The organism is Streptomyces sp. NPDC048172 (assembly GCF_043202595.1).
Taxonomy (GTDB): domain Bacteria; phylum Actinomycetota; class Actinomycetes; order Streptomycetales; family Streptomycetaceae; genus Streptomyces.
Window position 1 is genome coordinate 236191 of record NZ_JBIDAT010000010.1, and the last position, 24136, is coordinate 260326.

The window sequence follows — 24136 nt, forward strand, 5'->3', positions numbered from 1 at the left end:
ACGAAAACAGCCCCGCGCCGGACCTCAGCGTTCCAGCGGCTCCCCGGTCTCCCGATCTCCCCAGCCTCCCCGCGCTTCAGCCGCCCCCGCCGCCGCTCGACATGGCCGCCTGGCGTGAGTCGAGGGCCCTCTTGAGCGCGGCGCCCGTGACGCCGGTGTGCCGGATCAGTTCCTTCAGGCGCTTCCGGTTCTTGGCCGTGGCCCAGCGCGACAGCCCGGGCGAGAGGTGGGCCAGCGACGCCATCGTGGTCAGCGCGGCGCGCTGCCGGGGAACGGCTGTGACCGGGCCGCCGTCGAGCAGCGTCGCCTCGGCGTCGGAGCGCAGCCGTGCGGTGAGCGCCGGGTCGGCCACCTGGAACCGCTTCCGGCCGAACGTTCCCCGCCCGATCTTGATCAGGCCCGCGGACTCCAGCTGCTGCTCCAGCGCCAGGCAGGTGTCCTTCCGCTTACGGTGCACCAGCCAGTGCCACTTCCTGAGCCGCCCGTACCCGGCGATCTCGCGCAGCACCCCGTCGAGCACGGGGTCTCCCGTGCGCCGGTCCCCCGCGGGACGCGCCCGTCCGCCCTCGTCCCTGAGGCAGCCCCGCTCCTCCAGTTCCGAGAGCACGGCGGCACGCACCGCATACCCGAATTCCGCTCCCCCCGTCAGGCGGCCCTTCTGCGCGTCGCAGGCAAGCAGAAAGAGCCGCGCGGGCAGGGTGTCCGTCACACGCGTGTCCATACCGTTCATGACACCACGCTCACCAGCGCGGACGGCAGTGCTCCGCACGACGGAACAACGGAACACCTGCGGGAACGACGAAGGCGACGTGCCCCGCGCGGATTGCGCGGCACACGTCGCCTGTCGTCACCTTGTGGAGATGGCGGGAATCGAACCCGCGTCCAACGAAGTGGAAGAAGGGCTTCTCCGAGCGCAGTCTGCTGCGATTTTCTCAGCCCCGGAGATCACGCAGACAAGTCTCCGACGGGCTCAGTCACTGTTTGATGTCCCAGCAGGCCCCGTGACCGGGCCTACGTGGTGAGTCCCCTAGCTGATGCCAGGAACCGGGATGGGAACAACCCCGGGCTGACACTTCGCAAGTCGCTGCTTAGGCAGCGAGGGCGAAGGAATCGCGCTTAGTGTTGGCGATTATTTTTTTGCGGCACATGGTTAACGAGATCATTGCCGCGTTCCTCGGCTCGCTTCACCTGCTTCGACATCCGCTGTCGAAACCGATCATCCCCGTGTGGAATTTACAAGGTGCGCCGCCCTCTCGGGCGGTGCTGTGACCATGGTACGGGACCAGGGCGCACTGGTGCCAACCCTTTACGGGCCGGTCTTGTTCCCGTCGCCCCGTGGTCCCCCGCGGAGCCCACGATCACCCCGCGGCGGCCCGCTGCCGCCGCCGGACCGCCGAGATCGCACGGTCCGTCTCGCGGCGGTCCTGCTTCTCGCGGAGCGTCTGCCGCTTGTCGTACTCCTTCTTGCCCTTGGCGAGCGCGATCTCGACCTTCGCGCGGCCCCGGTAGAAGTAGAGCTGGAGCGGCACCAGCGTGTGGCCCGTCTCCTGGGTCTTGCCGATCAGCTTGTCGATCTCGGCACGGTGCAGCAGCAGCTTCCGCTTGCGCCGGGCCGCGTGGTTGGTCCAGGTCCCCTGCGCGTACTCGGGGATGTGCACGTTGTGCAGCCAGACCTCGTTGTCGTCGATCTGCGCGAAGCCGTCCACCAGGGAAGCCCGGCCCTGGCGCAGCGACTTGACCTCGGTGCCGCTGAGCACGATCCCGCACTCGAAGGTGTCCAGGATGACGTAGTCATGCCGGGCCTTCTTGTTCTGCGCGATGAGCTTCCGGGCGTCCTTGTCGTCCTTGGCCTTCGCCTTCGCGTTGCTCCGTTGCGTCTTCATCTTCGCCATAGCCAGGCCATTCTTCCACTACGACCGGGCTTCGAGGCCACTCAATACTGTGCGCGCACGCTCCGTGGACTCCTTCTTGGAGTCGACCGGGAGGTCCGGCGTGATGCCCTCGCCCTCCACGTCGCGGCCCGCCGGAGTCGTGTAGTGACCGACGGTCAGCTCGGCGACCGAGCCGTCCGGCATCGTGTTCGGCACCTGGACCGAGCCCTTGCCGAACGTGCGTGAGCCGACGACCACCGCGCGTCCCCGGTCCTGGAGCGCGCCGGTCAGCAGCTCGGCGGCGCTCATCGTGCCGCCGTCGACCAGCACGACCACGGGCCGCGCCGCGTCGCCCCCGCCCCGCTTCGCGTACAGGGCGCGCTGGGTGCCGTTGTCGTCGTACGTCGCGACCAGGCCGCCGTCCAGGAAGGCGGAGGCGGCGGTGACGGCCTCGTCGACCAGGCCGCCGGAGTTGCCGCGCAGGTCGAGGAGTATGCCCGAGCCGCCGGGGACGCGGTGCCGGACGGCGTCCCTGACCCGCTTGCCGGAGCCTTTGGTGAAGGAGCTGACCTTGATCCTCGTCGCGCCGGGGCCCAGCTCGTCCACGGTCACGGGCTCGGTGGCCAGGCGCTCGCGGACCAGCGTGCGCTGCCACTCGCGCCCGCCGCGCCGCAGGACGACGGTGACCTCGCTGCCCGCCTCGGCCGCCGCGCCCGGGCCGGAGTCCTTGTCAGCGCCCTGCCCCGTGCCCCCTCCGGTGCCCTGGCCCGAGCCGCGCAGCCGCGCGACCACGTCGGTGACCGGCAGCCCCGTCACGGTCTCGCCGTCGATGGAGCGCAGCCGGTCGCCCGCGCGGATGCCCGCGCGGTCCGCGGGGCTGTCCGGTTCGACGCGGTCGACCTCGACGTCGGGCCCGTCGGCGGCCTCACGCCCGCCGCCCCGGGGCTGCTTCCGGTGCCCCTGGGGCTCCTGGCCCTTCCCGTACTCCCGGCCCTTCTCGTGTTTCTGGTGCTCCCGGTGCCTCTGACGCACGGAGATCCCGACGCCGACGTACGAACCGTCGAGGGCCTGGCGCAGTCCCTCGTACTCGCGCGCCGAGTACGCCGCCGACCACCGGTCGCCGCTGCGGCTGACCAGCTCCTCGGCCGCGTCGGACCCCGTGCCGGAAGAGCCGCCCCTGCGGTCGCGGCGGAAGCCCTCGGGGCCGCCGCCCTTGCCGTCGTCGGCCGTGCCCGCCTCCGGCGTGCCCTCGGGGGCGCCGCCGCCCAGGGCGAGGCGGTCCGTCGAACGTGTGGCGGACCCGGGTGCGTTGGAACCGAGGTCGCGCACCTCGTCGCCCCATGAACCGGTCGCCGCGCCCGTCGCCAGGACACTCGCGAAAACCAATGTCAGGGCTGCCCCGCGGCGGATGCGGCGGGGCGGAGCGGAGAACCACGAGCCCTGCATGGTCCGGAGTCTAGGCCAGACGCGGTCGCCGCACGGGACGTTGGGCGTACGGCGGTCGCGGCATGCGTCACACCTTCAAGTACTTGCGCAGCGTGAAGAACGCGGCAACGGCCGGCATCAGCACACCCACGGCGACGATGAACGGCAGCACCCTGATCACCGCGTCCCAGCCGATGAAGTTGATCAGAACGATCTTCTCCTGCAGCCAGTTGTTGATCAGGAAGTACTTGCCCCCGACCAGCAGCACGCAGGCGAAACCGGCTCCGATCAGGCCCGCGATCGCGGCCTCCAGGATGAACGGCATCTGGATGTAGAAGCTGGAGGCCCCCACCAGCCGCATGATCCCGGTCTCCCTGCGCCTGCTGAACGCCGACACCCGCACGGTGTTGACGATCAGCAGCAGGGCAACCACCAGCATCAGCGCCATCACACAGAGTGCCGCGATGTTCATGCCGTTCAGCAGGTTGAAGAGGTTCTCCAGCAGGCTCCGCTGGTCCTGGACCTCCTGCACGCCCTGTCTGCCGGAGAACGCCGTCTGGAGCACCTGGTACTTCGTCGGGTCCTTCAGCTTGACGCGGTACGACTCCTGCATCTGGTCCGGCGTGAGCGAGTCGGCCAGGGGCGAGTCCTTGAACTGCTCCTTGTAGTGCTTGTACGCCTCGTCCGCCGACTCGTGGTAGACCTTCTCGACCACGTCGAGCTTGTCGAGGTCGGTCTTGATCTCGCTCTTCTGCTGCTCGGTGACGGCGCCCTTGGCGCAGGTCGGGTCGTTCGAGGCGTCGTTCTTGTTGCAGAGGTAGATCGAGACCTGGACCTTGTCGTACCAGTACCCCTTCATCGTGCTGACCTGCTCGCGCGCGAGCAGGGAGCCGCCCGCCAGGGCGAGCGAGAGGGCGACCGACACGATCACCGCGAAGGTCATCGTGAGATTGCGGCGGAGACCGACGCCGATCTCCGACAGTACGAACTGGGCGCGCATGGCGTCCTTTCTGAGCGGGAGCCTGGGGGCCTTGGTACCGGGGTGACCTGGTGCGACTAGTGCGTCGTCTAGTGCGAGTAGCCGTAGACGCCGCGCGTCTGGTCACGTACGAGGCGGCCCATCTCAAGCTCGACCACGCGCTTGCGCATCTGGTCGACGATCTGCTGGTCGTGGGTGGCCATCACGACGGTGGTTCCGGTGCGGTTGATGCGGTCGAGCAGCTTCATGATGCCGACCGAGGTCTGCGGGTCCAGGTTGCCCGTCGGCTCGTCGGCGATCAGCAGCATCGGACGGTTAGCGAACGCCCGCGCGATGGCCACGCGCTGCTGCTCACCGCCCGACAGCTCGCCGGGCATCCGCTCCTCCTTGCCGCCCAGCCCCACCAGGTCCAGCACCTCGGGGACGGTCTTGCGGATCTGGCCGCGCGACTTGCCGATGACCTCCAGCGCGAAGGCGACGTTCTCGCCGACCGTCTTGTTGCCCAGCAGGCGGAAGTCCTGGAAGACCGTGCCGAGCTGGCGCCGCATGTGCGGCACCTTCCAGTTGGAGAGCCGGGCGAGGTCCTTGCCGAGGACGTGCACCTGTCCGTGCGAGGCACGCTCCTCGCGGAGGATCAGCCGCAGGAAGGTGGACTTGCCGGAGCCGGAGGAGCCCACCAGGAAGACGAACTCGCCGCGCTCGATATCCAGCGACACATCGCGGAGGGCGGGGCGGTTCTGCTTCGGGTAGGACTTGGAGACGCTGCTGAATCGGATCACGGATACACCACGTCGGCCTGGGTAGGGGCATGCGGAAGCCGCGGTGCGGCCCCCTGGGGAGACCCCCGGCGCGGGCCGGAGGTCGGTGTGGGCGACCATACGCGAATCGGCGTGCGCCGCGCAGTCGGGCACTGGCCTTGGTCCGGTGTTGCGTGGTTTCTCCCCGCGCCACCTGCCCTTTTCTGCGGTACGCGCCGACACCTGGCAGAGTGGACGTATGAACCCCTGGGGAACGAATCACTCCCGGGTGGCGTTGGCGCGGCAGAGGAGGAGTTCGCATGACATGCGACCGACTGGTGTGTGCCAACTGCGCGGGTCCCGTCAGTGAGGGCCGCTGCTCGGTCTGCCGGGCCCACCGTGAGCGCCTGCACCGCGAGGCGCCCCTCGCGGGGCTCTCGCCCGCCGCGCTCATCGGGCTCCTGCTGACCCTGATCGCCGTGGCCCTGCTGGCCCAGCGTGTCGCGACCGCCTAGACCTTCCAGGGCGGATCCGCCCCACGAACACCGGAGAGGGCCGGGAACGCTGAGCGTTCCCGGCCCTCTCGTGTGCGCTGAGTGATCAGGCGCCGTGATCAGACTGCCGTGATCAGGCCGCCGTACGACGGTTGATCACGCGCGGCATCAGGCGGAAGCCGATGCCACCCGCGATCATGGTCGCGGCGCCGACCAGCAGGAAGGTCGTCTCGCCGGAACCGGTCTCGGCCAGCTCGTCCTGCGGCTTCTCCGGCGTGGTGGTGTCCTTCACCGGCTGGCTGCCCGCGCTGTCGGGGTTGGTGTTGCCCCCCTCACAGTTGACCTCGTCGCCCTCCAGCTCGCAGGTGTCGTCCCCGCCGCCGGAGCCGCCGATGGTCGCGGGCTCCTCGCCGCCACCGGTGCTGCCGCCGTTGCCGCCGGAACCGCCGGTGTCGCCGCCGTTCCCGCCGTTGCCGTTCCCACCGGAACCGCCGGTGTTGCCACCGTTGCCGCCGTTCCCGTTGCCGCCGTTCCCGCCATTGCCGGAGCCGCCGTCGTTCCCGCCGTCACCGCCGTTGTTCCCGCCGTTCGTCGGGTCGCCGGTGGTGGGGTCACCCGTGGTGGGGTCGCCCGTGGTGGGGTCACCGGTCGTCGGGTCACCCGTGGTGGGGTCACCGGTGGTCGGGTCGCCCGTCGTCGGGTCACCGGTCACGGTGCCCTCGGTGTCACCACCGGAGTCATCGCCACCGGTGTCGTCACCGCCGGAGTCCTCGCCGCCGATCGTGACGGTGCCGCCGGTGTCGTCGCCACCGTCGGTGTCGCCGCCGATGATGCCGCCGAGCGGATCGTCCTCGTCGGCCATCGCCTTCTTGGTCGAAACCTCGGTCTTGACGTCGCTGTCACCCAGACCGGCGGCCTGGGCGGCGCCGGCTGCGGTGAGCGAAGCGCCGGCGGCGAACACCGCGCCGGCGGCTATGCGCGCAACACGCAGCCGCGTCTTCGAATTGGTCATCTGCCAACTACCCCCAGTAGCTGTCTCGTCGATAGGGCAGCTATGTGCCGGGCTCGTTGACCGCGCCGGGCTTCCCTCCGCCGCTCTTACGCCTCTGACACAGGCATGCCGAGCGAACAGCTTTCCCAGTTTTCACATCTTCGTCAAGCGAGTGCAGGGCGAAATGTCCGGTGATCAGGGGGAGTTCACATGCCTCAAGGGGTGAAATACGTCCCGTGAGGGTCAGTCCTGAGCCTGCTCCTGCTGCTTGCGCCAGCGGATGCCGGACTCCAGGAAGCCGTCGATGTCGCCGTCCAGGACCGACTGCGGGTTGCCGACCTCGTGCTCGGTACGCAGGTCCTTCACCATCTGGTAGGGGTGCAGCACGTACGAACGCATCTGGCTGCCCCACGAGTTTCCGCCGTCGCCCTTGAGCGCGTCCATCTTGGCCTGCTCCTCCTGCCGGCGGTGGGCGAGGAGGCGGGACTGCATGACGCGCATGGCGGCGGCGCGGTTCTGGATCTGGGACTTCTCGTTCTGACAGGAGACGACGATGCCGGTCGGCAGGTGCGTCATACGGACGGCGGAGTCCGTCGTGTTCACGGACTGGCCGCCGGGTCCGGAGGAGCGGAAGACGTCGATCCGCAGCTCGTTCTCGGGGATGTCGATGTGGTCGACCTGCTCCACGACGGGCAGCACCTCGACCCCGGCGAACGAGGTCTGGCGGCGGCCCTGGTTGTCGAAGGGCGAGATGCGGACCATACGGTGCGTGCCCTGCTCGACGGAGAGCGTCCCGTACGCGTACGGGATCTTCACGCTGAAGGTCGCGGACTTGATGCCCGCCTCCTCCGCGTAGGAGATGTCGAAGACCTCGGTCGGGTAGTTCTTCCGCTCGGCCCAGCGCAGGTACATCCGCATGAGCTGCTCGGCGAAGTCCGCGGCGTCCACGCCGCCCGCCTCGGCCCGGACGCTGACGACCGCCTCACGCGGGTCGTACTCACCGGAGAGGAGGGTGCGGACCTCCATCTCGTCCACCGTCTTGCGGACGGACTCCAGCTCGCTCTCGGCCTCGGCCCGCGCGTCCGCGTCGTCCTCGCTCTCGGCCAGCTCGAACAGCACCCCGACGTCGTCGATGCGCCCCCGCAGCTCCTCGACCCTGCGCAGCTGGCCCTGGAGGTAGGACAGCTTGCTGGTCACCTTCTGCGCGTTCTCCACGTCGTCCCAGAGATCGGGGGCCGCCGCCTGGTCCTCAAGTGCGGCGATGTCCGACCGCATCTTGCCCAGGTCAAGGACGGCCTCGATCGACTCCATGGTGGAGGAGAGGGACTTCAGCTCTTCGGATACATCGACGACTGCCACGCCCTCCAGCCTAACGGCACACCGGCCCGGTCCCTCCGCCCCGAAGGGGCCGGGCGGAACACGTCCCGCGCCCCGCGCGCCTACCCGCCACCGGCGGTGAGCGCCTGGTCACCGACCGGTCGTGTACCGCGCCCCGGGTGCGGGCAGGGAGCCCGTCTCGCTGTCGGAGGTGGCCAGCCAGCCGCCGACGGCGACGATCACGCCCACCCCCACGGCGGCGGCACCGATCTTGAGCCGCCGCTTGCGCGACGCCTCCTGGTGACTCCGGTTGGTCCGGTTGCCCCGGTGGTTCCGCGCGGACCCGGCGCGCGGCTCTCCTACGGCCCGGGGCGTACGGGCGGTGCCGTGCGCCCCGCCCGCCAGCTCGTCCGCGCCGGGCACCCGCATGCTCGTATGCGTGTCCCTGTTCGAGTCGGGACCGGCCCCGCTGTGCACCAGCGGCACGGCGCCCACGCCCTCCTGGAGCGGCGTGGAGGCGGCTGCGGCGGGCTCGGCCTCGGCCTCCTCCGCGTACGCCGACTCCGGGTGCTCGTCGATGTCGAGCGGGGGCAGCCCGGCCAGCGAGGGCAGCAGCTCGTGCAGCCGCGCGGCCATCTCCGCCGCCCGCAGCCGGGACGCGGGGGCCTTGGCGAGGCACTGGTGGATGAGCTGCCACAGCTCGTCGGGGATGCCGGGCAGCGGCGCGACCGTCTCGGTGACGTGCCGCCGCAGCACGGCGCCGGGGTGGCCGCCGCCGAACGGCGTGAACCCGGCGAGGAGTTCGTAGAGCACCGTGGCCAGCGCGTAGATGTCCACGGAGGCGCGGGGCGGGAGGCCCTCGACGATCTCGGGCGCGAGGTAGTCGGGGGTGCCGATGATCGACGTGGCGCGCGTGCGGCGCGGGATGTCGATGAGCTTGGCGACGCCGAAGTCCGTGAGCAGCGCGGGCGGCGCGCCCCCGGGGCCGGTCGGCGCGAGCGCGTCCAGCAGGACGTTCTCGGGCTTCACGTCGCGGTGGACGATGCCCGCCGCGTGGGCGGCGGCGAGCCCGTCGGCGACGTCGGCGGCGATGGCGGCCGCGGCCTCGGGCGCGAGGCGGCGCTCGTGCTCCAGGCGCGTGCGCAGGTCCGTGCCGCGCACGAGGTCCATCACGAGCGCCAAGTCGTTCCCGTCCACCACCAGGTCGCGGACGCCGACGACCCGTGGGTGGTCGAGGCACAGGAGCGCGCTGCGCTCCTGCACGAAGCGCTCGACCAGGTCCTGGTCGGAGGCGAGGTCCTCGCGCAGCAGCTTGACCGCGACATCCCCCTCGGGACCCGTGCCGAGCCACACCGTGCCGGCGCTGCCGCGTCCCAGGATCTGGTGAGCGGTGTAGCGACTGCCGATCTTCCGTGCCATGGCGACAAAACTACGCGGCGCGGGTGGGGTTGGGAGCCCCGGATGCCGTTAACCGTCACTTCTGTGGGGGAAATCCCCCGCTGGAAGTCGACAAATCCCCAGACTCGCTCCGGTGTACGGACAGTCAGCCGTTGAGCTTGCTCGCGAGGTCTCCGATCTTCCCGAAGAAGTCCTGGGTCTTCTCCCAGAAGCTCTGGCCCTCCGCCCACCACTTGGGCGCGTCCGTGAAGTTCCAGATCAGCACGCCCGCCACGACGATGAGCACGATCATGAAGAGGCAGCCCTTGAGACAGCCGAGCCCCGGGATGCGCATGGGGTTCGCGCTGCGCTGACGCGGCTCGCGGCGGGGCCTCGGCTCGCGCGGCGGACGTTCCTGACGGCGCTGCGGAGGCTCCTGGCGGCGCTGCGGAGGCTGCGCGGGCGGACGCTGCGGCTGCTGCTGCCCGTACCCCTGGCCGTACTGCTGCGGCGGGGGCTGCTGGCGCTGCTGCTGCCGCTGGGGCGGCTGCTGCGGCGGGCCCTGACGGCGCTGGGGGCGGCGGCGCAGCGGGTCGAGGTTCGGGTCGACGGGCTGGACCTGCGTCTGCTCGTTCCGGTCCCGGGCCGCGCGCAGCTGGCTCTCCCAGGGGTGCGGCCCCTCGGGCTGCGGGGGCTGCTGGGGCTGCGGGGGCGCCTGCGGCGGGCCGCCGGGAACGGGCGGCATGACCTGGGTCGGATCGGCGTCGGGGTTGCCCTGCGCGCCGTTCGGCCCGGTCTGCGGGAGCACGTTGGTGGGCGCCGCCGGGTCGTACCCGCCGGGGCCGGGGGTCTGGGGCAGCACGTCGGTCGCCGCCGCCGGGTCGTACCCGCCCTGCTGGCCGCCCTGCTGGGGGCCCGCGCCGTGCGGCAGGACCTGCGTGGGGTCGGCGTCCCCGGCCGGACCGGACCCGGGCACGTGCGCGGGCGTCGGGTCGGGCGCGAGCATCGCGGCGACGCCCATGGCGGCGGCCGCCGCCTGGGGCGTGGCGTCGCCACTGATCCCGGCGGCGACGGTACGCAGGGAGCGGCCGAGGTTGACGGCGCTGGGGCGCTCCTCGGGCTGCTTGCGCAGGCAGCGCTCCAGAACGGTCCACAGCGGGTCCGGCAGGCCCGGCGGGCGCTCGGCCTCCTGGCCGAGGTGCTGGTGGATCACGGCGAGCGCGTTCTCCCCGCTGAACGGCGGGCGCCCGGTGACCAGTTCGTAGAGCAGGATCCCCGCGCCGTAGATGTCCACGGCGGAGGTCTGCGGGCGGCCCTCGGCCGACTCCGGCGCGACGTACGCCGGGGTGCCGACGAACTCCTGAGTCCTGGTCAGACCGGGGGAGTCCGCGAGGCGCGCGATGCCGAAGTCGGTGAGCATCGGCCGCATCCCGTTCTCGTCCTCGGTGAGGAGGACGTTCGCGGGCTTGAGGTCGCGGTGCACGATGCCGTCGGCATGGCTGACGGCGAGCGCGTCGGCGACCTGGGCGGTGACGAGACAGGCCGCCACCGGCGAGAACGGGCCGCTCTCGCGCAGATAGCGGTGCAGGTCCGGGCCCTCGATCAGGTCCATGACGAGTGCGAGCAGATCGCCCTCGACGACGAGGTCGCGGGTTCGCACGATGTTGTGATGCTGGAGCCTGAGCAGGACAGAGCGCTCCCGCAGGAACCGCATCACCACATCGGGGTCGTTGGCCAGCTCCTCCTTGAGGACCTTGATAGCCACGGTCTCGCCGGGCTGTCCGGCCACTGCCGCCTCGGAGCCCGCTGTCTCGCGCTGGCGGGCCCGCCAGACGGTGCCCGTAGCGCCGCGTCCGAGCGGCTCTTCGAGCAGGTACTTGCTGCCTACCGGCCGCACGTCATGCGCTCCCTGGTCTCGTACTGCTATCCCGCCCACACTATGCCGTCCCGCAAGGACGGTGACCGGCCGTGCGCGTGCCCTTCGGCACACGGAGAGCCGGGACGGCTCCCCGGGAAGACGCGCGGTACGGACGGATGGTTGCGGTCCCGTTCCGGTCGCCGGAAGAGACCGTTCCGAAGTGGACAAAGGGTGGTCAGTGATGTGGTCCACCGACGCCTTCCCCCGTCCCCCTCCGGTCACTCCCCGCCTTCTTGCAGAGATTTCCCCCGCCCTAACGGACAGGGAGGATCTCCTTGCAGCGCAGGCGCGGCAAGGCGGAGGGCGAGGCGGACAGGGCGCGGACAGGGCGGAGCGGACTCGGGGAATCCACAGGTTCCGACCTGGCCCCCTTGCGGATGGACCAGTCCAATCAAGATCATTGGGTGGCCGGTACGGGGAGACTTCGAGCGGCGGTGTCAGTGGCGGGTGCGAGTATGCATCCAGCATCACGAGCAGTGGACTCAGTGGACGAGAGAGTGTGCCAGCGCGCGAGCGCTGCGACGGGGTGGGCGGCCCGTCGCGCGCGCCGTGCGCACGGGACCTGGAGGGGCCGATGCAGATCCGGCTGACTGTCGCCCTGGCGCCGCGTGGCGTCGGGCGGGGTGCGGGGGGCGCGGCAGCGCTGTCGGGACCGGGTGCCGGGAGCGGAGACGGCGCCCCCGGCGGAGCGGTCGCGGAGCGGGCGCACGTCCAGGTGACGGCCCCGGCGGGCACGGTCCTCGCGGCGATCACGGGCTCCCTCGCGACCACGGCTGCCTCGGCCCTCGCGTCGGCCTCGGCCGGCGGGACCGCGGGTTCCGCTGCCGGGACGTCCGCCGAGGAGGGCGGAAGAGCCGCCTCCGGTGAGCCCCAGGCGGCATCGGCCGCCGCCTCGGTCCCCCCGCAGGAGCCCGTGGTGGTGTACGCGGGGACGGAGCGCCTCGATCCGCACCGCCAGATCATCGGCGAGCCCCCGCTGCTCGACGGCGCGATGGTCTCGCTGCACGGCCCGGTGATGCCCGCGGCGCTGCCCGCGCACGGCGCGGCCGTCTCGGCGTACGGATCGGCGAAGGCCCGCCTCCATGTCGTCGCGGGCCCCGACGCGGGCGGCATCCATCTGCTCCAGGGCGGCAAGGTCCACCTGGGACGCTCGGCCGAGGCGGACGTGCCGCTGGACGATCCGGACGTCTCCCGGCTGCACTGCGCGGTGACGGTCACCGACGGCGGCGCCGTCACCGTCACCGACCTCGGCTCGACCAACGGCACCTCTGTCGACGGCGCGCCCGTCGGCCCCCAGCCGGTGCTCTTCCGGCCCGGATCGACCCTCCGTATCGGCGAGACGGCGATCCGTCTGGAGGGCACGGGCGACTCGGCTGCCCAGGCGCTGCGGACCGTTCCGGACGGGGAGGGGCGGCTGCGCGTGGTGCGCGAGGAGCCCGCCCCGGCGGCCCCCTCCGGTTCCGGCCACGCTTCCCCGGCGCCCGCGTCCGCGCCCGCGCCCGCCCCCGCGGACCCGATCCCCGCCGTCCCGCCCGCCGCGCCCCAGGGGGCGCCGGGCCAGGGCGGGCACGCTTACGCACCGGGGGGACCGTTCCCCGGCACCCCCGGCGAGGGCGTCACGCACGGCTCGGGGTTCGCACAGCCACCGGTGACGAGCCGCGAGCCCGCCGACCAGGAGCGGCGGCGCGGCCGGGCGCGGGGCGGCTGGAAGCGGCGCTTCTCGGGCGGCCGCGCGGACCTCGCACAGGATGGCGGTTCCGGTTCCGGGGGATCCGGCGACCTTGCCGGTGCCCCGGGCTCCGACGGACCGGGCGGACCCGGTGCCCCGGGTGGACAGGGCGGTCCCGTGGGCCCGTTCGCCCCCGCCGATCCCGGTGCGCCCGACGGCTTCGGCGGCCCCGGGGGCACCTCACGCCCCGGTGCCCCGTTCCCTTCCGGTACGGGCTCGTCCGCCGCCCTCGCGCCGGGCACGCCCTCCTCGCACCACGGCCCGGCCGGGTCCGGTGCGTCCGAGGCGCAGGTGCGGGCGTGGGACGCGCGCTGGCCCGATCCGGCGGCGGCGCTGCTCACGGCGCTCGGCCCCGGCCCCCGCCTCTGGGAGCGCGAGCCCGGGCATCCCGACGCGATGACCGTGCGGCTCGGCAGCGCGCACCGGGGCGGCGGGCACGGCGAGCCGGTGACCGTCGATCTGCGGCAGGCGGGCGCGCTCGGGCTGGCGGGTCCGCGCTCGCGGCTGGCGGGGCTGGCACGTTCGGTGCTGGCCCAGCTCACGGCGCTGCACGGGCCGAGCGCCCTGGAGGTCGTGCTGCTCTCCACCGACCGGGCGCGCGGCGCCGGGCTGCGCGCCGAGGAGTGGTCGTGGCTCGGCTGGCTCCCCCATCTCCGTCCCGGTCACGGGCAGGACTGCGGCCTCCTCGTCGCCTACGACCGCGAGCAGGCCGCGGCCCGTACGGCCGAGCTGCTGCGCCGCCTGGACACGCAGACGGAGGCCCGTACGCGCGCCGGGGGCCAGGCGGCACCGCCCGGCCCCGCCGCGCTGCTCGTCGTGGACGGCGACCCCGGATCGGCGCAGCTGCGCGAGAGCGTGGCCCGGCTCGCCCGGGAGGGCTCCGCGGCGGGCATCTATCTGCTGTGCCTCGCCGAGACGCCGCCCGCCAGTCCGGCCTCGCCGGTGGAGGCGACGATCGAGGCGGCGAACGCGGCGTGCGCGGCGTTCCCTGAGTGCCACACCCTCGCCCTGCTGAGCGGTGACGTGGCGACGGCGGTGCGGATCGTGCACCGGGACGCGCCCTCGACGGCGGGCCCGGTGGCGACCATAGACGCGGTGTCCGCCGCGTGGGCCGAGCGGTTCGCGCGCGCCCTGGCGCCGCTGCGCGAGCCGGAGGGCGCCGCCGAGCGCGCGGGCTCGCGGCCCGCCGTGACGCTCCCGCAGAGCTGCCGCCTGCTCGACGAGCTGGGCCTCGCCCGGGCCACCCCGGCGGCGCTCCTCGCCCGCTGGTCGGAGCGCGGCGCCGAGACCGCGGGCCGCGCGCCCCTGGTCTTCGGCGCGGGCCCGCACGGCACGCTGGAGACCGACCTCGCGCGGCTGCCCGGCCATGTGCTGATCAGCGGCGGCCCCGGCGCGGGCAAGACCGAGCTGGTCCACTCGCTGGCCGCCTCGCTCGCCGCGGGCGAGCGCCCCGACCGGCTGGCACTTCTGCTGGTGGACGGCGCGGGCTCCGAGGCGGGCGACGGGCTGCGGGCGTGCGCCGATCTGCCGCACGTCACGGGCCATCTGACGGCGGGTGACCCGGTCCGGATGCGGGACTTCGCACAGGCCCTCACGGCGGAGCTGAAGCGCCGCGCCGAGGTGATCGGCGACGAGCGGACGTACGAGGAGTACGCACGGGTGAGTTCCCGTCCCGCGGACCGGGTGATCTCCCCGCGCCGCTCCCCCGACCGCGAGCGCGAACGGGAGCGCGACAGGGAGCGCGACAGGGAGCGGGACCGCGCTCCGGCGCGCGTGCCCGAGGGCGCGCGGGAGTCGCGCACCGGTCAGCCGGTCCTCCAGACGGGCGGCGGCAGCGGCGGCGCGCAGGAGAACCCGGGCACGGGCCCGGCCCCCTCCCCCGCCCCTTCCGGCCCCGCCAACCCGGGCGCCCTCGACGCGCTCGGAAGCGCGGCCGCGCGCCCGCCCGAGCCCGGCACAGGACCCGCGACCGGCTCCGGAGCCGGATCCGGCTCCGCGTCCGGCGGCGAAGGCCCCGACTCCCCGTCGCCCGGCAGGGGCGGTACGAGCGCGGCGGACGTCGAGCCCGACACCACGCGCCGCACCCTCCGCCTCCGCCCGCGCGGCGGTGACGGCGGGGAGGGCGACGGCGGCACCGGCGCCCAGGGCCCCGCGGCCTCGCGGCGTACGGACGTGCCCTCGCCCGCGCCCGCCACCATGCCGACGGCGACGGCGGCGGCCGGAGGAGACGGCGCGGTGCTGCCCCGTCTGGCCGTCCTCGTCGACGACTTCGACACCCTGGTGGACCCCGCCCTGGGCAACCCCGGCCGTCCCGCCGCCGGTTCGGTCGTCCGTGCGCTGGAGGCCGTCGCCCGCGAGGGCACGCGGCTGGGCGTCCATCTGGTCGCCGCGACCGGCCGCGCGGAGCGTACGGCGGGCACGGCGGTCGCCCAAGCGGCAGCCCTGCACGCCCGGTTGACGGGCGGAGCACCGGCGGCGGGCGCGGGCACCGCCGGGGGCGGAGAGGCAGGTCAGGACGGTGTGCCGGCCGGAAGGGGCGTCCTGGAGACGGCAGGTTCCGGCGCCCAGGGGCCGTCGAGCACCCCGTTCCAGGCGGGCCGTGTCACGGGACGCATCCCGCGCACCGCGACGCTCCGGCCCACCGTCGTCCCGCTGGACTGGGCGCGCACCGGTGACCCGCCCGCGCGCCGCCCCGTCAGGGAGCTCGGCAACGGCCCCACGGACCTCGCTCTGCTCGCCAGTGCCATAGGCCGCGCGGCGCAGCAGTCCGGACGTCACGGCTGATTCCGGAACGTGTCGGGACCGCTTGCGACCTGGAGTGCCGCCAAGGTCACGGAGTGGTCAAGAAGCAGCCCTTGACAGCCGACACGGTATTGCGGGGTGTCCTGATCGGGGCGTACAACCTTCCGCACGGGACGGACGGCGATGGGGCCGCTCCGACGGGGTTGCCCTGTGACGGGGTGAGCTCTGTCGTCGACCTTCCTGCCACAAAACTACGGGGGAGGGACGGCGGGAGATCATGCGTATCTCGCACGGCGCGCGCACGGCCCTGGCACTCGGTTCGGCGGCGGTCCTCGCCCTGGCCACGGCGGGCTGCGCCGCCGAGGACGAGGGCAGCGCGTGGGCCAAGTCCCACAAGCCGACCGTCGAACTCCCCAAGCTGAAGGGCGAGAAGCTCCAGGTGGCCGCCGTCTGGACGGGCGGCGAGGAAGAGAACTTCCGCAAGGTTCTGGACGAGTTCGAGCGGCGCACGGGCGCCAAGGTCGAGTTCGTCCCCACGGGGGACAACGTCGCGACGTACGTCGGCTCCAAGGTCGAGGGCGGTGCGCCGCCCGACATCGTGATGGTGCCGCAGGTGGGCGTCCTGCGGCAGTTCGCCGAGGAGGGCTGGGTCAAGCCCCTCGGTCCGGAGGCGCGGGCCGAGCTCAAGAAGAACTTCAGCAAGGGCTGGCGGGACCTGGGCTCGTACGAGGGCAAGCAGTACGGGGTCTACTACAAGGTCGCCAACAAGTCCCTGATCTGGTACAACACGCAGGCCTTCCGGGACGCGGGCGTGGGCGAGGCGAAGACCTGGAAGGAATTCCTGGCCGACGCGCAGGCCCTCTCCGACTCCGGGGTCGACCCGGTCTCGGTCGGCGGCGCCGACGGCTGGGTGCTCACCGACTGGTTCGAGAACATCTATCTCTCCCAGGCGGGCCCCGAGAAGTACGACCAGCTCGCGCAGCACAAGATCAAGTGGACGGACCCGACCGTCAAGCGGGCGCTGACGACCCTCGGCGAGCTGTTCGAGCAGCGCCATCTGATCGCGGGCGGCAACAAGGGCGCGCTCCAGACGGACTTCCCCAAGTCGGTCACCCAGATCTTCGGCCAGCTCGCCGACCCCGAGGCGGCCCTCGTCTTCGAGGCCGACTTCGTGGGGGTGAACATCGAGGGCGACACCAAGGCCCGTATAGGCAAGGACGCGCAGGTCTATCCGTTCCCGAAGGTCGACGGCCAGCCGCCGGTCGTGACGGGCGGCGACGCGGCCGCGATCCTCAAGCAGGGCAAGGGCGCGCAGGCGCTCGCGACCTTCCTCGCCTCGCGCGACGCCGCGGGCATCTGGGCCTCCGAGGGCAGCTACGTCTCGCCGAACCGCAACCTCGAACTCTCGGCCTATCCCAACGCCCCGCAGCGCGAGATCGCCAAGGCGCTGGTCGGCGCGGGCGACGACTTCCGCTTCGACATGTCCGACCAGGCCCCGGCCGCCTTCGGCGGCACCAAGGGCGAGGGCGAGTGGAAGGCGCTCCAGGACTTCCTGATGAAACCGAACGACGTGGAGGGCGCCCAGCGCGCGCTGGAGGCCGCGGCGTCGAAGGCGTACGAGAAGTGAGCGGTACGCCCGGCGCGCTTCCGCACCGGAGCGCGCCACGCCGCGACAACAGCCCCAACTGACGGATCCGGACAGGGAGATCACCGTCATGTCGACCCCGACGACGCCGCCCGATCCGGGCGAAGAACCACCCCGCGACGTGAGCGAGGCACAGCCGGGCCCCGCGCCGGTCGCCCCGGCGAGGCCGGGCCGCCCCGACCGGGTCTCGGTGATGCGCCGCCGGCCCTGGCTCGCGGCCGGCTTCCTGCTGCCCGCGCTGGTCCTGCTGGGCGCCCTGGTGGTCTACCCCATCGGGTACTCGATCGTCCGCTCCTTCCTGGACAAGGACGGCAGCGGCTTCGTGGGCTTCGACAACTTCTCCGAGGTCTTCAGCGATGACACCACGCTGACCGCGTTCAAGAACAACCTCATCTGGGTCATCGTCGCCCCCGCGGTCTGCACGGCGCTCGGCCTGATCTTCGCGGTGCTGACCGAACGGGTGCGCTGGGGAACGGCGTTCAAGCTGCTCGTCTTCATGCCGATGGCGATCTCGATGCTCGCCGCGGGCATCATCTTCCGGCTGGTGTACGAGCAGGACCCGGACCGCGGCGTCGCCAACGCCATGTGGACGACGGTGCACGACACGTTCGTGGACACCGCGCCGTGGCCCGACGCGCGCCCGCGCCCCGACGCGCCGCTGAAGGCGTCCGGCGACGGCGCGTACACCACGCGCGGGACCGTGTCGGCCGCCGACCCGGCGAGCATCCCGCTCGTCGGCATCCCGCCGCGCGAGACCGCGGACGCGACGCCCGCCGCGAAGGCGGAGCCCGGCGGCAAGGGCGAGATCACCGGCACCGTCTGGCAGGACTTCGTCAAGGGCGGGCGCAGCAAGGACGGCGTCATCGACCAGGGCGAGAAGGCCCTCAAGGACATCAAGATCGAGGCGGTGAAGGACGGCCGCGTCGTCGCCAAGGCCACGAGCGGCACGGACGGCACCTTCACGCTGCCCGCGAAGGCGGACGGCGCCCAGCTGCGGCTGCCGTCCTCGAACTTCGCCGCGCCCTACGGCGGCGTCGACTGGCTCGGTCCGACGCTGGTGACGCCCGCGATCATCGGCTCGTACGTGTGGATGTGGGCGGGCTTCGCCATGGTGCTGATCGCGGCGGGCCTGGCGGGCGTGCCGCGCGAACTGCTGGAACAGGCGCGGGTGGACGGCGCCAACGAGTGGAAGGTCTTCCGCAAGATCACCGTGCCGCTGCTGGCGCCGGTCCTCGCGGTCGTGACCGTCACCCTGATGATCAACGTCCTCAAGATCTTCGACCTCGTCTACATCATCGCGCCAGGGGCCACCCAGAAGGACGCCAACGTCCTCGCGCTCCAGCTCTATCTGGAGTCCTTCGGCGGCGGCGCGAACCAGGGCGTGGGCAGCGCCATCGCGGTGATCCTGCTGCTGCTCGTGGTCCCGGTGATGGTCATCAATGTCCGCCGCCTGCGGAGGGAGTCCCGCCGATGACCACGGTGCCTGAGAGTGTGCGCGGCAAGCGCTCCGCCGGCTCACGGCTGGCCTCCCTGACGGGGCACTGGGCGGTGCGCTTCGCGCTGATCGTGATCGCCCTGTTCTGGCTGACGCCGACGGCCGGTCTGCTCGTGTCCTCGCTGCGCGATCCGGCCGACATCTCCATCTCCGGCTGGTGGAAGGTCTTCGACTTCAACGGCAGCTTCCCGTGGATCATCGATCCCGACCAGATCACCTGGGCGAACTACGACGCGCTGTTCCAGAACGACCAGGTGATGGACTCGCTGCTCACCACGGTCCTCATCACCGTCCCGGCGACGGCGCTGGTGGTCGTCATCGGCGCCCTGGCGGGGTACGCGTTCGCGTGGATGGACTTCCCGGGCCGCGACTGGTGGTTCCTGGTGGTCGTGGGGCTGCTGGTGGTGCCGGTGCAGGTGGCGCTGATCCCGGTCGCGAAGCTCTTCGGCTGGCTGGGCATCTTCGAGACGACCACGGGCGTGATCCTCTTCCACGCGGCCTTCGGCCTGCCGTTCGCGGTGTTCCTGCTGCGGAACTTCTTCGCCGAGATCCCCCGTGAACTGCTGGAGGCGGCGCGGCTGGACGGCGCGGGGGAGCTGCGGCTCTTCACCCGCGTCGTGATGCCGCTGGGCGGCCCGGCCATCGCCTCGCTGGGCATCTTCCAGTTCCTGTGGGTGTGGAACGACATGCTGGTCGCCCTGATCTTCGCGGACTCCACCAATCCGCCGGTCACGGTCGCCCTGCAGCAGCAGGTACGCCAGTTCGGGAACAACATCGACGTCCTGGCGCCCGGCGCGTTCATCTCGATGCTGGTGCCGCTGGCGGTCTTCTTCGCCTTCCAGAAGCAGTTCGTCTCCGGAGTGATGGCCGGGGCCGTCAAGTAGCCCGCGCGCCGGGGGAGGTCCCGAAGACCAGGGTGCGCGTCCCCCAGAAGCGCAGCACGGTGGCGAGCGCCATCCCGACCCCGGCGCCCGCCACCACGTCGGCCCGCGCGGACGTGAGGCCGAGCCCGTAGTGGGAAACGCCCAGGCAGGCCAGCTGCACGGCGGCGCCCGCCACGTTCACCAGGAAGAAGACGAGGAACCGCCGCCCCGCGCCGCCCCGGGCCCCGTTCGTCCGGTAGGGGCCCAGCGCGTTGCCCGCGTACGCCACCGCGCATCCGGCGACGAAGGAGAGCGCCTTGGCGGCCAGCGGGTCCATCCCCTGAGGGCCGCGCAGCCAGACGAAGAGGCCGACGTCGACCCCGTACGCGCACACCCCGGCCAGCGCGAACCCGGCCAGCTCGCGCCGGATCCCGCCCGCCGTCACCGCCCGGCCTCCGTCACAGTCCGGCCACCGACAGCCCGTAGAGCAGTCCCCAGCACAGGCCGATCACGGCGAGCGGCCGGTCGCGCAGGATCACGTCCTCCGGTGCCCCGGCGCCGCCCCGGTCGGCGAAGACCGCGTACCGCAGCACGGCCAGGATCAGCGGCACCATCGAGAGCTGCCGCCACAGCGAGGTGCCGTCGCCCGTGCCGCCCTCCAGCGCCCACAGGCAGTATCCGAGGACGGCGACCCCGGCGGCGAGCTGCCACACGAAGCGCAGGTAGCCCACGGTGTACTCGCGCAGCAGGGCCCGCGTCTCCCCCTCGCCCTCGCCCATGAGCAGCGCCTCGGAGTAGCGCTTGGCGGCGACGATGAAGAGCGCGCCGAACCCCGCCGTGATCAGGAACCAGCGCGACAGCCGGATGTCGAGCGCCAGCCCGCCGCTCATCGCCCGCACCACGAACCCGGCGGTCACGACGGCCAGATCGACGACCAGGACGTGCTTGAGCAGCAGGCAGTAGGCGATCTGCATCACCACGTACGCGGCCAGCAGCGCCGCCGTCGCCCGGTTGCAGAGCAGCGCGGCGAGCCCGGTGGAGGCCAGCGCCAGCAGCGTGCCCATGGCGTACGCGACGGGTACGGGCACGATCCCGGCGGCCACCGGGCGGCGGCACTTCTCCGGGTGCGCGCGGTCGGCGGCGGCGTCGCGCGCGTCGTTGAGGAAGTAGACGGCGGAGGCGGCGGCCGTGAACAGCACGAAGACCAGGACCAGCTGACGCAGCGTGTGCGGCGAGGCCAGCTCGCCCGCCGCCGCGGGCGCGGCGACGACCAGCACGTTCTTCACCCACTGCCGGGGTCGCGCCGTGCGCAGCAGCCCGCCCGCGAGGGAGCCGCCGCCTCCGTCGCCGTGCCCGTCCCCGTCCGGCCGTACGGGCACGGGGACGGCACCGGCCCGCGCCTCCTGCCGTACGAGCGACCCTGTCCGCTCAGCAACCATGGAACCGCTCCCTCCGCGCGCCGAGCCGGACGGTCAGCGCGCCCAGCGCCGCGCCCGCGACGACGTCCGACGGGTAGTGCACCCCGGCCACCAGCCGCGACACGCAGACCAGCGCGGCCAGCGGCGCCACGCCCAGCCCCGGCCGGACCGCGCCGAACGCCACGGCCGCGGCGCCCGCCGAGGCCGCGTGCGAGCTGGGGAAGGAGTGCCGCCCCGCCGTCCTTACGAGCGGGGCGCGCCCCTCCAGCAGGGGGCGCGGGCGGCGCACGACGCGCTTGACGCCCATGCTCGCGAGGTGCGCGGCGGCCACCAGGGCCGTGCCGCGCAGCCATCCGTCGCGCCGCGCGGGGTCGGCCGCCGCGCCGGCGAGCCCGGTGGCGAGCCAGACGGCGGCGTGTTCGCCGCACCAGGACAGGGCGCGCGCCGAGGCGGCCACGCGCCGGTCGGCGGCGCAGTCGCCGAGCGCGCGCAGGGCGTGCCGCTCCCGGGCGCGCAGCCGGGCCTCCTGGGCGTGCAGCCATGCCCCCTGGGCGCGCAGCCAGGTGTGCGGCGTTTCCACGGTCGTCGTCCTCGCAGCCACGTTCCGAGGGTCGCCGTGGCGGGCCCGGCAGGCCGTTACCCGAAGATCCGACACTCAGATTTTCACCCTTTCAGCCAGAATTGGCCTGGCTAATCCGGCTGATGGCGATCTGGGGCGATACGGTCGCCGTCATGCCTGTTCAGCAGACGACGTCCCCGGCCCCGCGGATCCTCACCGGCTGGGGCCGGACAGCGCCCTCCCGTTCCACGGTGCTGAGGCCGGGGTCGCCGGGGGAGGCAGTGACCGCCGTCGCCGCCCTTCGCGCACGTGGCGGGCGCGAAGGGCGCGGCGGCACCTCCCACGGGCTCGCTCCCCGCGGGCTGATCCCCCGCGGGCTGGGCCGCGCGTACGGCGACGCGGCGCAGAACGCGGGCGGCACCGTCCTGGACGCCACCGGGCTCGACCGCGTCCGGTCGATCGACGCGGAGCGCGGTCTCGTCGAGTGCGAGGCCGGGGTCAGCCTGCACCGGCTGATGGAGGTGCTGCTGCCGCTCGGCTGGTTCGTGCCGGTCACGCCCGGGACCCGCTATGTGACGGTGGGCGGCGCGATCGGCGCGGACATCCACGGCAAGAACCACCACGTCTCCGGCGGCTTCACCCGGCACGTCGTCTCGATGGAGCTGCTCACCGCCGACGGCGAGGTGCGTACCGTCACGCCCGGCACGGAGCTGTTCGACGCGACGGCGGGCGGAATGGGACTGACCGGTCTCGTCCTGAGCGCGACGCTCCGGCTGCACCCCGTCGGGACCTCGCTGATGTCCGTCGACACCGAACGGCTCCCCGACCTCGACGCGCTGCTCGCCCGGATGGCCTCGACGGACCATCTGTACCGCTACTCGGTCGCCTGGATCGACCTCCTGGCGCGCGGTGCGGCAGTGGGGCGCGCGGTGCTCACCCGGGGCGACCACGCGCCCTTGGAGGCGCTCCCCCGGCGGCTGCGCGCCGCGCCGCTCGCGTTCCGCCCCGGGCAACTCCCGCCCGCGCCCCGGGCGCTGCCGAACGGGCTGCTGCGCGGCAGCACGGTCGGCGTCTTCAACAGGTTCTGGTACCACAAGGCGCCCCGCAGCCGGACGGGCGAACTCCAGAGGCTGGCCGCCTTCTTCCACCCCCTGGACGGGCTGCCGCACTGGAACCGCATCTACGGCAGCGCCGGGTTCGTGCAGTGGCAGTGCGTCGTGGGGCACGAGCACGACGACACGCTGCGCCGCATCGTGCATCTCATCTCGCGCCGGTCCTGCCCCTCGTTCCTCGCCGTGCTCAAGCGGTTCGGCGAGGGGGATCCCGGCTGGCTCTCGTTCCCGAAGGCGGGCTGGACCCTCGCGCTGGACATCCCCGCGGGGCTGCCGGGGCTCGCGGGCTTCCTCGACGAGCTGGACGAGGAGGTCGCCGGGGTCGGCGGGCGGCTCTACCTCGCCAAGGACGCCCGGATGCGGCCCGAGCTGCTGCCCGCGATGTACCCCCGGCTCGACGACTTCCGCGCGCTGCGCGCCCGCCTGGACCCGGAGGGGGTCTTCACCTCCGACCTGGCCCGCCGCCTGGCCCTGTGAATGGCCCGCCGTCTGGTCCTGCGAATGACCCTGTGAATGGCCCTGCGAATGACCCTGCGAACCCGTTACCCGTTCATCGAGGAGCTCTCCATGAAGGACGCCTTCGGCGCCCCGCAGTCCCTGCTCGTCCTCGGCGGCACGTCCGAGATCGCGCTGGCCACGGCCCGCCGCTGCCTGGCGGGCCGCACCCGTACGGTCTGGCTCGCGGGCCGCCCCTCGCCCGCGCTCGACCAGGCCGCGGCCAGGCTGCGCGAGGACGCCGTCTCCCTCGCTCCCCCGGGGGCCGAGGTCGCCGTCCGTACGGTCGCCTTCGACGCGCTCGCGACGGAGACGCACGAGGAGGTGCTCGGCAAGGTCTTCGCCGAGGGCGACATCGACATGGTGCTGCTCGCCTTCGGGGTCCTCGGCGACCAGACGCGCGACGAGCACGACCCGGCGGCCGCCGTCCGTATCGCCCAGACGAACTACACGGGCGCCGTCTCCGCCGGGCTCGTCTGCGCCCAGGCTCTGCGCGTGCAGGGCCACGGCTCGCTCGTCGCGCTCTCCTCCGTGGCGGCCGAGCGCCCCCGCCGGGCGAACTTCCTGTACGGCTCCAGCAAGGCCGGGCTCGACGCGTTCGCCCAGGGCCTGGGCGACGCGCTGCACGGCTCGGGCGTCCACGTGATGGTCGTACGGCCCGGCTTCGTACGGACGCGGATGACGGAGGGCATGGAGCCCGCGCCGTTCGCCACGACGGCCGAGGCGGTCGCCGAGGCGATCGAGGGCGGGATGCGGCGCCGGGCCCACACGGTATGGGCGCCGTCGGTGCTGCGGCCGGTGATGAGCGCGCTGCGGCATCTGCCGCGGGGCCTCTTCCGCCGCCTGCCCTCCTAGGCCCTGGCGTCAAGCTCCCGGCAAGGGCCCGATCGGGGCATTTTCGGGGCGGGGACGGGCCACACTGACCACTTCGGGGCATTAATACGACATTTAGGTCAGACAGCCCAACAC

19 protein-coding genes and 1 other RNA gene are annotated in these 24136 nt (G+C 72.8%); 7 read left to right on the forward strand and 13 right to left on the reverse strand.

Going from position 1 to position 24136, the window contains the following annotated elements; translation table 11 throughout:
- Window positions 1-76 precede the first annotated feature (76 nt).
- The 6 genes from ACGF3A_RS37035 to ftsE form a co-directional block, all read right to left on the reverse strand.
- Window positions 77-730: a GPP34 family phosphoprotein gene (locus ACGF3A_RS37035; RefSeq protein WP_393734895.1), complete on the reverse strand. Its 654-nt coding sequence runs from the start codon at window positions 728-730 to the stop codon at window positions 77-79.
- Window positions 731-852: 122 nt separating this feature from the next.
- Window positions 853-1224, reverse strand: a transfer-messenger RNA (tmRNA) gene (gene ssrA, locus ACGF3A_RS37040).
- A 134-nt stretch (window positions 1225-1358) separates the two neighbouring features.
- Window positions 1359-1883: an SsrA-binding protein SmpB gene (smpB, locus tag ACGF3A_RS37045; RefSeq protein WP_393734956.1), complete on the reverse strand. Its 525-nt coding sequence runs from the start codon at window positions 1881-1883 to the stop codon at window positions 1359-1361.
- Window positions 1884-1910: 27 nt separating this feature from the next.
- Window positions 1911-3317: a S41 family peptidase gene (locus ACGF3A_RS37050; protein WP_393734896.1), complete on the reverse strand. Its 1407-nt coding sequence runs from the start codon at window positions 3315-3317 to the stop codon at window positions 1911-1913.
- Between the two features lie 67 nt (window positions 3318-3384).
- The gene (gene ftsX / locus ACGF3A_RS37055; RefSeq protein WP_393734897.1) at window positions 3385-4296 is read right to left on the reverse strand and encodes a permease-like cell division protein FtsX; all 912 of its coding nucleotides are present in this window, start codon (window positions 4294-4296) and stop codon (window positions 3385-3387) included.
- A gap of 68 nt (window positions 4297-4364) precedes the next feature.
- The gene (gene ftsE, locus ACGF3A_RS37060) at window positions 4365-5054 is read right to left on the reverse strand and encodes a cell division ATP-binding protein FtsE (protein WP_393734898.1); all 690 of its coding nucleotides are present in this window, start codon (window positions 5052-5054) and stop codon (window positions 4365-4367) included.
- Between the two features lie 278 nt (window positions 5055-5332).
- On the opposite strand from ftsE, the gene ACGF3A_RS37065 reads away from it, so the two are divergent.
- Complete coding sequence (locus tag ACGF3A_RS37065) at window positions 5333-5527, forward strand: hypothetical protein (protein WP_393734899.1); 195 nt, start codon at window positions 5333-5335, stop codon at window positions 5525-5527.
- 112 nt (window positions 5528-5639) lie between these two features.
- On the opposite strand, the gene ACGF3A_RS37070 is transcribed toward ACGF3A_RS37065, so the two are convergent.
- The 4 genes from ACGF3A_RS37070 to ACGF3A_RS37085 all read right to left on the reverse strand — a co-directional run bounded on the left by ACGF3A_RS37070 (window position 5640) and on the right by ACGF3A_RS37085 (window position 11088).
- A complete protein-coding gene (locus tag ACGF3A_RS37070; RefSeq protein ID WP_393734900.1) occupies window positions 5640-6518 on the reverse strand; it encodes a collagen-like protein in 879 nt (292 codons plus the stop codon).
- 222 nt (window positions 6519-6740) lie between these two features.
- Complete coding sequence (prfB, locus tag ACGF3A_RS37075; RefSeq protein WP_393734901.1) at window positions 6741-7856, reverse strand: peptide chain release factor 2; 1116 nt, start codon at window positions 7854-7856, stop codon at window positions 6741-6743.
- 108 nt (window positions 7857-7964) lie between these two features.
- Window positions 7965-9233: a serine/threonine-protein kinase gene (locus ACGF3A_RS37080; RefSeq protein WP_393734902.1), complete on the reverse strand. Its 1269-nt coding sequence runs from the start codon at window positions 9231-9233 to the stop codon at window positions 7965-7967.
- 124 nt (window positions 9234-9357) lie between these two features.
- A complete protein-coding gene (locus ACGF3A_RS37085; protein WP_393734903.1) occupies window positions 9358-11088 on the reverse strand; it encodes a serine/threonine-protein kinase in 1731 nt (576 codons plus the stop codon).
- A gap of 595 nt (window positions 11089-11683) precedes the next feature.
- Here ACGF3A_RS37085 and ACGF3A_RS37090 point away from each other — a divergent pair.
- The 4 genes from ACGF3A_RS37090 to ACGF3A_RS37105 all read left to right on the forward strand — a co-directional run bounded on the left by ACGF3A_RS37090 (window position 11684) and on the right by ACGF3A_RS37105 (window position 19604).
- On the forward strand, window positions 11684-15622 hold the full coding sequence (locus ACGF3A_RS37090) for an FtsK/SpoIIIE domain-containing protein (RefSeq protein WP_393734957.1): 3939 nt from the start codon (window positions 11684-11686) through the stop codon (window positions 15620-15622).
- A 235-nt stretch (window positions 15623-15857) separates the two neighbouring features.
- On the forward strand, window positions 15858-17207 hold the full coding sequence (locus tag ACGF3A_RS37095) for an ABC transporter substrate-binding protein (protein WP_393734904.1): 1350 nt from the start codon (window positions 15858-15860) through the stop codon (window positions 17205-17207).
- A gap of 211 nt (window positions 17208-17418) precedes the next feature.
- Window positions 17419-18699: a carbohydrate ABC transporter permease gene (locus ACGF3A_RS37100; RefSeq protein ID WP_393734958.1), complete on the forward strand. Its 1281-nt coding sequence runs from the start codon at window positions 17419-17421 to the stop codon at window positions 18697-18699.
- Window positions 18696-19604 (forward strand): carbohydrate ABC transporter permease, encoded by a 909-nt coding sequence (locus ACGF3A_RS37105; RefSeq protein ID WP_393734905.1) that lies wholly within the window; start codon window positions 18696-18698, stop codon window positions 19602-19604. The genes ACGF3A_RS37100 and ACGF3A_RS37105 overlap by 4 nt, the downstream gene beginning before the upstream one ends.
- On the opposite strand, the gene ACGF3A_RS37110 is transcribed toward ACGF3A_RS37105, so the two are convergent.
- From ACGF3A_RS37110 to ACGF3A_RS37120, 3 genes are read right to left on the reverse strand one after another with little or no spacing between them, the layout of a single operon-like run.
- Complete coding sequence (locus ACGF3A_RS37110; RefSeq protein WP_393734906.1) at window positions 19597-20028, reverse strand: GtrA family protein; 432 nt, start codon at window positions 20026-20028, stop codon at window positions 19597-19599. The two genes, ACGF3A_RS37105 and ACGF3A_RS37110, sit on opposite strands and share 8 nt — an antisense overlap.
- A gap of 13 nt (window positions 20029-20041) precedes the next feature.
- Window positions 20042-21022, reverse strand: a complete 981-nt coding sequence (locus tag ACGF3A_RS37115; protein ID WP_393734907.1) for a decaprenyl-phosphate phosphoribosyltransferase — start codon at window positions 21020-21022, stop codon at window positions 20042-20044.
- Entirely contained in the window at window positions 21012-21494 is a 483-nt protein-coding gene (locus ACGF3A_RS37120) for a phosphatase PAP2 family protein (RefSeq protein WP_393734959.1), read from the reverse strand. Before ACGF3A_RS37120 ends, ACGF3A_RS37115 begins: the two co-directional genes overlap by 11 nt.
- Before the next feature lie 239 nt (window positions 21495-21733).
- Between ACGF3A_RS37120 and ACGF3A_RS37125 the strand changes: the two genes are divergently transcribed.
- Together ACGF3A_RS37125 and ACGF3A_RS37130 are read left to right on the forward strand one after the other, a co-directional pair.
- Entirely contained in the window at window positions 21734-23149 is a 1416-nt protein-coding gene (locus ACGF3A_RS37125; protein WP_393734908.1) for an FAD-binding protein, read from the forward strand.
- 90 nt (window positions 23150-23239) lie between these two features.
- Window positions 23240-24022 (forward strand): decaprenylphospho-beta-D-erythro-pentofuranosid-2-ulose 2-reductase, encoded by a 783-nt coding sequence (locus tag ACGF3A_RS37130; protein ID WP_393734960.1) that lies wholly within the window; start codon window positions 23240-23242, stop codon window positions 24020-24022.
- Window positions 24023-24136 lie beyond the last annotated feature (114 nt).